This window comes from Amycolatopsis sp. NPDC031561, assembly GCF_055580625.1.
Map to the genome: position 1 here is coordinate 16,389 of NZ_JBVILA010000052.1, position 10,793 is coordinate 27,181.

Sequence of the window (10,793 nt, forward strand, 5' to 3'; positions counted from 1 at the left end):
CGGGCTTCGGGCCCTCGCTCAACGACGTGTGTCGGTCGCCGCTCTCGACAAACTTCTCGCCCGTGACGGTCCACTTCCGGATTGCTGGCGTCATGCCGTAGTCGTCGATCACTAGCCCGCCACGCCGACGGTGAGGCACCTGCATTGCAGATGTCTCACCGTCCGCCTGACGGTGATTCCCGCCGGACAGCCCCAGAAGGATGTGGCAGGTATGACTTTTGAGGATGCAAGGATCGCGCGAGCGTATCTGCTGCGTGTGGCGGAGCCGCCCGCAGCAGCGTTGCTCGCTTTCGTCGATGAGTACGGGCCAGTCGAGGCCGCAGAACGGGTCAAACGCGCTGAATGCCCACCGGCAGTTCGGGAGGAGACCTTCGCACGTCGCGACCACGGCCACGCCAGGCGCGATCTTGCGTGCGCAGCTGACGACGAGACGAGGCTCGTCACTCCCGAGGACGACGAATGGCCGGCGTGGCAATTGCGTTCGCTAGCTACCGCCCGTAACAGGGGCAGGGCAGCTCCCCTGGCGCTGTGGGTACGCGGCCGGGCCCGGCTCGACGAGGCGGTGGACCAGGCGATCGCGATCGTCGGCGCCCGCGCGGCGACCGGGTACGGCGAGCACAACGCGGCCGAACTGGGGTATCACCTGGCGAGCCGCGGAATCCCGGTGTTCTCCGGGGCGGCGTACGGCATCGACGGCGCGGCCCACCGGGGCGCTCTGGACGCGAACGGCACGACAGTCGCTGTGCTTCCCTGTGGGATCAACGTCAATTATCCGGCGGCGCACGCGACCCTGCTGGGCCGCATCGCGGCAACCGGCGCTCTCGTGAGTGAATACCCGCCCGGCACCCCACCTGCCAGGCACCGATTTCTCGTCCGGAACAGACTCCTCGCGGCCCTCACCGCGGCGACGGTCGTAGTCGAGGCGGGAAGGCGCAGCAGCGCGCGGAACACCGCAGGTACCGCCGGAGCGCTGGGCAAGGTCGTGATGGCGATGCCGGGACCGGTGTCGTCGGCGATGTCCACTGGCTGCCACGCGCTGATCCGCGAAGGCAAGGCCATCCTGGTGACCTCCGCCGCCGACGTCCTCGAGACCACCGCGTTCCCGGACAACGGTCCTGCAAGCACTGGCGCCGACAACACGCCGTCGAACACTTAGGTCTACTGGTTTCTCGCTGGTTCCTACGGCTCCACTCGGCCCGTGCTCGCTCTGTCACGAGCACCGCTCGGTCTCCCGCCGTTGAGCCGACGCCGCCGTGCCTGCACCGCCAAAGCCTGGACACTTCCAACTCGGTTGGGGGCGGGGAAACGCCCGATGGGCGTTTCCCCGCCCCCAACCGCCACACCCACATCGTCTGTCTGGCGCTCCCCTGGTCGTGGATGTGTGGACCGCACAAAGTCAAGCACCCCCAGACCGGGGGCAGCGTTCCCGGAGTTCCAGCCCGATCCGCCCGGGTGAACCGGCCGCTCACCCGACATCCGCCCGTACCTGCTCCGTACAGGCCGGTCCACACCGGCCGGACGAGCCGGTCCGGGAACGACCCCCGGCCCGGGAGCGCTAGGGCTGCGCCGCGTTCCACTCACCCAGCAACCAGGAGAACACCATGGCTGGCGAACCCGTCATCACTGTCATCGGAAACCTCACCTCCGACCCGGAGTTGCGTTTCACCCCCTCCGGGAAAGCGGTCGCGAACTTCACGGTCGCGTCCACCCCGCGCAAGCGCAACAACGCGACCGGCGAATGGGAGGACGGGCAGGCGCTGTTCCTGCGCTGCACCATCTGGCAGCAGCCCGCCGAGAACGTCGCCGAATCGCTGACGCGGGGCGCGCGCGTCGTGGTACAGGGCAGGTTGCAGCAGCGCACGTTCGAAACCCGCGAAGGTGAGAAGCGGACCGTGGTCGAACTCGACGTCGACGACATCGGTCCGTCCTTGCGCTACGCGACCGCGAAGGTGAACAAGGTGACCAGGACGCAGAGCGCCCAGACCACCACCACGACCACCGCGGCCGCGCCCGCCGAGGACGTGTGGGGGCCGGCGCCCGAACAGGAGCAGGAACTCGTCGGCGCGGGTGTCGGTGGCGGGAGCGAGCCGCCGTTCTAAGACCGGGTCGTGTGTCCGGACGGGACTTCCCCACCGGCCGGACACCAACCCGCCCTGAGGCCGGTGGGCCAGCCGTTCCGGCTGGCCCACCGGCCTCTTCTTACGCCCCTTGTCCTCACACTCTCGGAGACTCCGTGGACGACGCCAGCCTGATCCAAGCCGCCCTTCACACACACCTCGAATCCCCGACCGGCCTCGAAGGTCGAGCCTGCGACGCATTCGTTCGCACGATCGCCGCTCACTTCTACACCGGCGCCGAGGACGACTCCTATGTCTTTGTGGCCACGGGCTCGATCCCGGACGACCCGCAGCGTCTGTGGCGCCAGCTCGAGCCAGATCCCGAAGCCACGATCCCGTTCCAGCGCAGGGCGCTCGGATACCTCGCCGTCTACCTGCTGCGCCACGCTGGCCGCGGTCCCGTCAACGGCTGGGAGGATCTGTGGCTACGCCCTGGCGAGTATTTAGCCGAGGCGCTCCCGCCCGACCAGCGTGGGTACGCGCGATGAGGCTCAACCGTGACTGACCAACCGGGCCACCCGACGCGATCACCTCGGCGGCCACCGGCTGGAAGATCACCCTCAAGCGTGCTTCGGGTGCTTTACGCTCGAATGATGAGCGCACGCTACGGGGTCACATTGTCCGGCCTGGCCCTCTCCGCCGGCGCCGGTGTGTTCTGTGGCGCCGTCCCGATCGGATACGCCGCCATGCTCGCGACCGTCCTCACCAATCCAGCGCAACTGGCCGCGTTGCCGGGCGCGCTCGTCCTCGGCGCACTCACCGGTCTTGTGGTCGCCCACGGCACCCGCAACACGATCCGCCCCACGCTGACCCAGCGGTACCGACGCTTCGTCATCGCCGGGCTAATCATGATGCCCGGGTTCTTCTTCATCGGCGGGCTCGAGGAGCTCACCACCAGCCCGGCGCCCAGCCGGTGGGCGATCGGATTCATCCTCTGCTGCGGTCTCGCCGGAATGGTCGTCCATTACCGCTGGCGCAAGCGGCGCACGCTCGAACAGCACGCCCGCCGCGCCGCCGCGCACCGGGCGCATCAGCACATCGCGACCCCCTAACCCGACACCGGGTGGTGGTCAGCACCGGTCCAGGTGCTGACCACCACCCCGATAAGTCTGGCGCCGTCACCGGAAACCTCGGCTCTCCGCTTACTCAGGCTCGGCCCGACTCCACATCTCGCCTTCGACGCTGTCGACGTCGTCGCCCCCGGACGAGCTGACCGGGTCCAGTACCGGCACCGAGGCAGCGTCCCCCTGGGCCGCTGCCTCCGCCTCGTCGTGGGCGCTATCGCGCAGAAGGACTGTCACGGCTTTGACGGACAGGCCCAGCATTGCCGCCGTCGCGCTGAGCGTCACCTCCGCCGCGCGGATCTGGCGCACCGCCGCGCTCATCGCCTCACGCCATTCGGCGATCTCCATCTCCGCGTCCGCGCGGACTTCGTCACACCGCCGATGGTGCTCGCCGGTCTTGACGTCCTTCTGCCGGTCCAGTTCCGCGAGTTTGCGATCCAGCTGGTCTTCCAGCGCGGAAATCCGGCTGTCACGCTTGCGTTCGATGGCCTCGACCGCGGCCGCTGCCTCCGCGAACGGGCCGAGCGCCTCGTCGATCCGGCGCTCGTTCTCCCACTCACGTTCCAGCTGCTCCGCCCGGCGCCGCCGCGCTGACTCCAAGCGCTCCAGCGCCGCCGTGGACCGTCGTCGCCTCGCCGTGTTCTTCGCCATGCCGAACCTCCCCGCTGGGGAGGGCTGCGGTCATACCTCCGAGGCTACCGCCGTGGCTGCCGCGACGCTGTCGGCGCGACAGCTGGCACAGTGTGACTAGTTCTGTTCGGACGCTCCTGCGATCAGGTCAAGCGCGGAGCCGCCGCGACAGCCCCGAAGGGCTCCCACCGCGAGCGATGGTCTGCCAAGGCCGCGGCGGTCCCGCTGACGCTCCGCCAAAAGGCACAGTGGGCCTGCGGAGCGCTCGCGCCAGGATAGCTGTCGCTGACCGTGCCGACGGAGCCGGCCAGTGCTCCGATCGGCCGACACTCGGCTGTCCTGTTCGCATCCTGACGGTGGCACGGTTCATCGCGCCTGTCCCGTCCGCGGGTGGTGGGTGGCCCCGGCATTGTGCCGGTCGCTGCCCCAAATACAAGGGCACCCCAAGATCTTTTTTGACCGAAAAGCGTGGCCAAAAAACATCTTGAGGCCCCACCCTTGTATTCGGGTCCCCTTGCTCCCTTGGACAGGCATTAAGGGGCAGGCCGGGGGCCTGCCCCGAGGTGCGCCGGGGCCACCCACCACCCACTCAGCACCCGGTCGCCTCTACCGCAACGCGACTAAATCATCAGCAGGCATGCACGAGCGCCACGCGGGTTTACGCGACAGAAAAGCCACTAACAGCGCGTCGACAATCACAGTTTGCGCTTTGTAGATTCACCATAAAAGAGCACTCGAATGCACTTGTTTTGGCTTGTGACCAGCGGAAACACCCACTAGCATTAATCATGCAAGGCAATCGGGAAGCCAAGCCCGATCGCTACAAAAAATACAGTTAAGGATCACTCATCATGGTCTCGACCATTCATGAAACACACCGCGCGAGCGTGGAAAAGATCGTCATCGCGTTGCAGTCACAGCCACCGCGCGTCCGTTCCGCCCTGACGGAACTACAGCGCATCTTCGTCAGCAGCTCGGAGCAGCCGCCCACGATCCTCGCCGCGTGCGCCGCAGCGCTCAAGACCGACCACCAGATCACCGCCGACATTCTGGCCGGTGTGCGCACCGCACACGCCGAGTGGGACAGCTACGGCGAACTGGAGCGCAAGCTCTACAGCGCATGCGTCTACTCCACACAGTCCCGCAACGCGATCACGGCGACAGAACCGAACGACATCACCGTCATGCTGCGCGCCACCCCGCCACGAGTCAAGGACGCCGCTACCGCGTTGCAGTGGCTCAACGCCGTTACCCAAGGCGCGCACCGTCAGGCGTACATGGCGTGCTCGGTCCTGCTATCCAACCCGAGCGCCGACCACCCCGCAGTGGCGGACGCCATCCAGACCGGCTACCGGGTGTGGCCGAAGCTTGACGAACAAAACCGGACACTGTTCATGGCCTGCGTCTACGCCAGCAAAGCACGTGCCGACATCGCACGCGCCCGCACCGCCAAGCGACAAGCACAACTCGAAGCCGAGACGCCCGCCGAGCCACACCGGTGCGGCAACTGTGACGGCGAACTCACCGAAGACATGAACTACTGTTCCGAACACTGCCGACGCGACGCCGAAGCAGCCCAACGCCCCACACCCGAGCAGCACACCACCCCCACCCCAGCACAGCCGGAAGCCAAAGCGACCAAGCGAAAGCGGCAACGGCAGACCGCCGAGAAACGCGCGCAAGCGAAAACCGTTGTCGGCGAACTCGAACAGCAATACGACGAGCACTACCGCGCCATTGTGCGCGCGATCCCCAACGCCGGGATAGTCCGCAAGAACGAAGGCACCGTAGACCGGTACGAGGACGAACGGCAGCGCACGCGCGACCGTGACGACACCCGGGACGGAGTCGACGACCTCACCGGCCGCCGCGTGACAGACAACGACTACGACACCATGGCGTTGATCCCCATCGCGACGAACGCGCACTGTTCCGCGTGCAACCTCGAACGCCCCATCCTGGAAAAGCACGCCCCCGACAGCAACGACGACCGATGCCTCGAATGCCAGGAACGGGACCGGGTACCCCTCGAAGTCATCCGGCAGGAAGTGGCGATCGCCGCCCAGCGCCCGAATCCGGGCAACGCGATCATAGACGCCCTGTACGGACTCGACGCGGTAGACGTTCTGCGCAGCATTCAGGCACGCCCGCGCACCGCGCCAGCACTCGCCGCAGCCTGACACCCGAACGGCCTGGCACCCGCACGGGTGCCAGGCCCCACCCGGCAGGAGCCGAAACCGTGCGATCCCTCAGCGAAGTACTCGACGAGATAGACCAGCAGCTCACCGACGCCGACCACATCCCGACCAACGCACCCGCAGCAGTCGCCGCCTACCTCCGCGTACTGCTCACCCGACACACCCAATGGACCACCGCACAAGGAACCGTGTCCGAAGTGGTCACCGCAGACACCATCCGACGCGAAATCGCCCACCTCACCCAGCCGGAACCCGCGAACCAGTAGGCCCACGATCACGGAAGCGTAGCGGCCCGTCAGCCACAGGCTGACGGGCCGCTTTTTGTTTTGGTCACCAGGGTTAACCTCGGCGCTACCGGCCTTCGCTTCACTCCGGCAGGCGGCACCGAGGTTAACCCGCCGGACGGCCAGCACGCGGCGTGGCACACTCACCTACCGACCCCCACTCACCTACCCGCCCACTCACCTCCCGCACGCCACCCCGCCCGACATCACCACACCACCGCGCCACCGCCGACCACTCCCCCACCGCCACCACCTCACCACCCAGCAGGCCCACTACCGCACACAGCACGTCTTGCAGATCATCTGAATCCGGGGCGAATCGCATCTGATGCGAACACGCGCAACGCTTAGCGCGGCCGACAGCCGACGTTCGTGGAGCACTTTGCGCGGGCGTCAACACGGCTTTGAGGGGCCGAGGGTAGTGCATGCCGCGGCGGTCTAAGCAGTGCCGTGCGGCGGGCTCGCCAAAGGTCACTACCAGGCACGATCGCATCTAATGCGATATCATCGCACTGGATGCGACCGGATGGAGGTGAGTTTCGTGGGTCTGGATGACCTGCCGACGGGCTCTGCCGGGCTGCAACTGGTCGCCGGGGTGCCGCTTCTACATCCGGAGGAGCAGCTGTTCGCCGCGATGCTGGACGGCTGGCGGAACCAGCTTCTGGCTAGGAACCTGGCGCGTTCAACAGTGGAGAGTGACCGTCGGGTGGTGCGGGCTTTCGCCGAGCACTGCGACACCTATCCGTGGTTGTGGGCGCCGCGATTGGCTGACGAATGGTTCGCCGACCTGCGTGCAGTCCGACATCTGGCGCAATCCACGGTGCGCAACTACCAGGGAGCGCTGCGCGGGTTCTGCGCGTTCATCACCGATCCGGCGTACGGATGGGCGGCCGAGTGTGAGCGCCGCTTCGGCACGCATCCGGTGCAGGTGATCAACGAGGTCAACGCCGCGGTGCATGTCGAGGACTCGGAGGCGGACGCGAGCAAGCGCGCCTTCACCCGCGTGGAGCTGCAACAGCTGTTCGACTACGCCGATGACGAGGTGGCCCGAAAGCGGGCATCGGGCCGCAAAGGCTGGCTGACAGCGTTCCGGGACGCGACGTGTCTCAAGGTCGCTTACGGCTTCGGACTGCGCCGCAACGAGACGCGGATGCTCGACGTCGCCGACTTCGGCCGAAACCCGCACGGGCCGGAGTTCGGCGAGTTCGGTGTGCTGCAGGTCCGGCACGGCAAGGCGAAGAAGGGATCGCCGCCGAAACGGCGCAGCGTGCTGTGTGTCTGGGGCTGGGTGCCCGAGGTCATCGAGCAATGGTCAACCGAGGTACGTCCGCTGCTCGGCGTGGACGGCAACCCGGCCCTGTGGCCGTCGGAGCGAGGCATGCGGATCGGCAACAGCCAGCTCAACCGGCAGCTGGCGACCTACCGAGACGCGCTCGGGTTCGATCCCGCACTGGACTTCCACTCGCTGCGCCGCTCGTACATCACACACTTGATCGAGGACGGCTGGGACCCGCGGTTCGTACAGGAACAGGTCGGCCATGACCACGCGAGCACGACCTCGATCTACACGTGCGTGTCCTCGGATTTCCGCACGCGCACGCTGCGCCGCGTGCTGGACGGAACGATCAACAAAGCCCTGGGCTGGGAATGAGGAGATTCCATGACAGAGAAGAAGCGGTCGGTCAGCTACACCTGGAGGTTGCGCGAGATCATGGCCGAACACGGCATGTACCAGACCACCGAGCTGGTAAACCCGCTGCACGAACGCGGCATCTACCTGTCGGTCTCGCAGGTACACCGGCTGGCGACCGGCACACCGGAACGGTTGTCGCTTCAAGTACTGGCGGCTTTGTGCGACATCTTCGGAACCACTCCGGCGGACTTGATCGTCACCGGCGCGGAGAACGTCGGGATCCGCAAGACCGGCACTGCCGACCGGCTCCGGTCGGCCGGTGTCGCCGAGCTGCGGCCCGCACGCGCCCGGATCACCACCACCGAATGACCCTTCCCGGCGAGGTCTGCGCCCGCTGCGGCCGGGAAGTGTGCACCGACGTGGAGAAAACTAGGCTGCGGGATCCGCGTCTGAGGACCCGGATTCGCTGGCCCGAAGGCCCGGTGTGCGTGAATTGCTACGACGACGCCGTGCACACGCGGGGCAGTTGCGGCGGCTGCGGCGTCGAGCGGCTGCTGCCCGGGATCAGCGCGGCAGGTACGCGGTTGTGCACCGACTGCGCGGGCGGGCTCGGCGATTTTACTTGCGGCCGCTGCGGCCAGGAGGGACCTGGCTACCAGGTCGGCGCGTGCGCGCGCTGCGTTCTCTCCGAACGGCTCGCGGCTCTGCTGGACGACGGGACCGGCCGGATCCGACCCGAGCTTTCTCCGTTCTACGAGTCCTTCCGTGCGATGCCCCGCCCCCGAGCCGGGCTGCTGTGGCTGTCCAAACCGCACATTCCGCCGCTCTTGCGTGCGCTGGCCGGCGGCGACGTGCCGCTCACCCACGGAGGACTGGCCACGCTCCAGCCGTGGCGGGCTGTGATCCACCTGCGGGATCTGCTCGTCGACGCCGACGTTCTGCCGCCGGTGGACCGGTTCCTGTTCCTGCTCGAGCAGTGGCTTCCCGGCTGGCTGGCCACGGTCGAGAACCCTCAACACCGTGCTGTACTCGAACGCTTCGCGACCTGGCACGTCCTTCGGCAACTGCGCAAGACCGCGGAGAAGGAGCCCATCAACTCCGGCCGCGCGAACAGCGCCCGGCACCTGATGCGGATCTCCGCGCAGTTCCTAAACCACCTCACCGACCACGGCCGGCTCCTCGAAACCTGCTGCCAGGCTGACATCGACCGCTGGCTCGCCACCGATCTCGGCCGACGCGGTCACTCCCGCGCGTTCCTGCGCTGGTGCATCACCTACCACGAACTACCGCGCCTGCGGCTCCCGGCCGTCGCCACGAACGCTGGAGCCCGGCTCAGCCAGCGACAACGGCTGGCCTACATTCGCCGCGCCCTCACCGACGAAACCGTTCCCGCCTGCGACCGGGCCCTCGCGCTGCTGATCCTGCTCTATGCCCAACCGCTGGTGAAGATCGCCCAGCTGACCGTCGACGACGTCCTGCGAGAGGACGACCAGGTCCTGCTCCGGCTCGGCGATCCGCCGATCCCGGTGCCACTCCCCTTTGCCGAGGTGCTCCTCGACTACGTCGACAACCGATCCAACATGCTCTCCGCCAGCAACCCCACCAGTCGCCATCTGTTCCCCGGACGCCGCGCCGGGCAACCGATGCACACCACCTCACTGCGCCTGAGGCTGCGCAAGCTCGGGCTGCCCAGCCTTGACGCCCGCACCGCCACGATCCGCCAGCTCCTGCTCGAAGCGCCCGCGGCGGTCGTCGCCGGAATGCTCGGCTACCACCCTCAAACCGCCGAAAACCTCGCCATCCGAGCCGGTTCCGCCTGGGCCCGCTACGCAGCGGGCGATCACCAGCGACCACAACGACCAGGAGCGCGATGACCGTCGAAGACGCCACCCGCACCGGAAACCCGACGCACGTCGATCCTGCTTGTAATGGGCACATGGGCTGAACGCAGACCCACGGCAGCGATGTCCCGGTGCGAAATGCGCCCAACGAATACTCAAGTCTGTCACCAGCACGTCCGAGGCAAAGTGACACCGGCGCCGAAACGACGACCTTAGGCCATGGCTTCTTTGGGCGGCGAACACGATGTGCTGGAACCGGTCGAGTGTGAACTAGTCGACCACGTCAAGTTGGGCTAGTGCTTGACCTGGCTGGCGTTCAGCCCATCGATGAGGCTGCACTGCGTGCCGAGTCGAATCGACATGTGGTCCTAGGAGGCCGTGGTCGAACCTGACTCGTTGTAGTAGAGCTCGTACGGCTGAAGGTCCACCAAGCGGTTCTGGCTGTCGAAGCATGCCGCCCGCAGAAATAGCCAGGCATCGCCGGTCGTGGACAGCAACGTATCCCCGACCGGCGACCATGACGCCGTTGAGGTCCTGGTAAACGAAGCCATCAGCAAATCTTGCTGGCCTGTGACCGAATCCCAGATCCGTGCACTGCTGTCGCTGCCGGCTGTGGCGAGGCGGGCCCCATCAGGACTGAACGCGACACCCCAAACGCCGCTGCCGTGTCCGGTGAGGGTGCGCAGGTTCTCGCCCGTCTCGACATCCCAGATCCGCGCCCTGTCGCTACCGGCTGTGGCGAGGCGGGCCCCATCAGGACTGAACGCGACACCCTGGACCGAACCGCCGTGTCCGGTGAAGCTGCGCAGGTTCTCGCCCGTCTCGACATCCCAGATCCGCGCACTACCGTCGCTACCGGCTGTGGCGAGGCGGACCCCATCAAGACTGAACGCGACACCCTGGACCCAGTCGGCACGTCCGGTGAGGGTGCGCAGGTTCTCGCCCGTCTCGACATCCCAGATCCGCGCACTACCGTCGCTACCGGCTGTGGCGAGGCGGGCCCCATCAGGACTGAACGCGACACCC

10 protein-coding genes and 1 pseudogene are annotated in these 10,793 nt (G+C 67.0%); 9 read left to right on the forward strand and 2 right to left on the reverse strand.

Translation table 11 applies throughout. The features are described 5' to 3' along the window. Positions 1 to 211 precede the first annotated feature (211 nt). The 4 genes and pseudogenes from dprA to ACZ5IK_RS44800 form a co-directional block, all read left to right on the forward strand. Positions 212 to 1,093 (forward strand): annotated as a pseudogene (gene dprA, locus ACZ5IK_RS44785) (DNA-processing protein DprA); the annotation flags it as partial. Between the two features lie 508 nt (positions 1,094 to 1,601). Next, a complete protein-coding gene (locus ACZ5IK_RS44790; RefSeq protein ID WP_465493292.1) occupies positions 1,602 to 2,099 on the forward strand; it encodes a single-stranded DNA-binding protein in 498 nt (165 codons plus the stop codon). Between the two features lie 134 nt (positions 2,100 to 2,233). After that, positions 2,234 to 2,605 carry a hypothetical protein gene (locus tag ACZ5IK_RS44795; RefSeq protein WP_465493293.1) on the forward strand — a complete coding sequence of 124 codons (372 nt, stop codon included), beginning with the start codon at positions 2,234 to 2,236 and terminating at the stop codon, positions 2,603 to 2,605. A 105-nt stretch (positions 2,606 to 2,710) separates the two neighbouring features. Beyond that, positions 2,711 to 3,169, forward strand: a complete 459-nt coding sequence (locus ACZ5IK_RS44800) for a hypothetical protein (RefSeq protein ID WP_465493294.1) — start codon at positions 2,711 to 2,713, stop codon at positions 3,167 to 3,169. A gap of 90 nt (positions 3,170 to 3,259) precedes the next feature. Here ACZ5IK_RS44800 and ACZ5IK_RS44805 read toward each other — a convergent pair whose 3' ends face one another. Further along, on the reverse strand, positions 3,260 to 3,832 hold the full coding sequence (locus tag ACZ5IK_RS44805; protein ID WP_465493295.1) for a hypothetical protein: 573 nt from the start codon (positions 3,830 to 3,832) through the stop codon (positions 3,260 to 3,262). 830 nt (positions 3,833 to 4,662) lie between these two features. Between ACZ5IK_RS44805 and ACZ5IK_RS44810 the strand changes: the two genes are divergently transcribed. From ACZ5IK_RS44810 to ACZ5IK_RS44830, 5 genes are all read left to right on the forward strand, one after another. Further along, a complete protein-coding gene (locus ACZ5IK_RS44810) occupies positions 4,663 to 5,991 on the forward strand; it encodes a hypothetical protein (protein WP_465493296.1) in 1,329 nt (442 codons plus the stop codon). Positions 5,992 to 6,050: 59 nt separating this feature from the next. Continuing rightward, a complete protein-coding gene (locus ACZ5IK_RS44815) occupies positions 6,051 to 6,275 on the forward strand; it encodes a hypothetical protein (protein ID WP_465493297.1) in 225 nt (74 codons plus the stop codon). Between the two features lie 559 nt (positions 6,276 to 6,834). Further along, positions 6,835 to 7,944, forward strand: coding sequence for a tyrosine-type recombinase/integrase (locus tag ACZ5IK_RS44820; RefSeq protein WP_465493298.1), 1,110 nt, complete (start codon positions 6,835 to 6,837; stop codon positions 7,942 to 7,944). Between the two features lie 9 nt (positions 7,945 to 7,953). After that, positions 7,954 to 8,295, forward strand: a complete 342-nt coding sequence (locus ACZ5IK_RS44825) for a helix-turn-helix domain-containing protein (RefSeq protein WP_465493299.1) — start codon at positions 7,954 to 7,956, stop codon at positions 8,293 to 8,295. Then, a complete protein-coding gene (locus ACZ5IK_RS44830; protein WP_465493300.1) occupies positions 8,292 to 9,800 on the forward strand; it encodes a hypothetical protein in 1,509 nt (502 codons plus the stop codon). Before ACZ5IK_RS44825 ends, ACZ5IK_RS44830 begins: the two co-directional genes overlap by 4 nt. 335 nt (positions 9,801 to 10,135) lie before the next feature. On the opposite strand, the gene ACZ5IK_RS44835 is transcribed toward ACZ5IK_RS44830, so the two are convergent. Continuing rightward, the coding region (locus tag ACZ5IK_RS44835; RefSeq protein ID WP_465493301.1) for a WD40 repeat domain-containing protein at positions 10,136 to 10,793 on the reverse strand (658 nt) is incomplete at its 5' end.

What these genes read in the sequence shown, in the direction of transcription:
- ACZ5IK_RS44810 (WP_465493296.1), top strand. Translation starts at nt 4,663, where the DNA reads ATGGTCTCGACCATTCATGAAACACACCGCGCGAGCGTGGAAAAGATC.
- ACZ5IK_RS44800 (WP_465493294.1), top strand. Translation starts at nt 2,711, where the DNA reads ATGAGCGCACGCTACGGGGTCACATTGTCCGGCCTGGCCCTCTCCGCC.
- ACZ5IK_RS44825 (WP_465493299.1), top strand. Translation starts at nt 7,954, where the DNA reads ATGACAGAGAAGAAGCGGTCGGTCAGCTACACCTGGAGGTTGCGCGAG.
- ACZ5IK_RS44830 (WP_465493300.1), top strand. Translation starts at nt 8,292, where the DNA reads ATGACCCTTCCCGGCGAGGTCTGCGCCCGCTGCGGCCGGGAAGTGTGC.
- ACZ5IK_RS44790 (WP_465493292.1), top strand. Translation starts at nt 1,602, where the DNA reads ATGGCTGGCGAACCCGTCATCACTGTCATCGGAAACCTCACCTCCGAC.
- ACZ5IK_RS44805 (WP_465493295.1), bottom strand. Translation starts at nt 3,832, where the DNA reads ATGGCGAAGAACACGGCGAGGCGACGACGGTCCACGGCGGCGCTGGAG.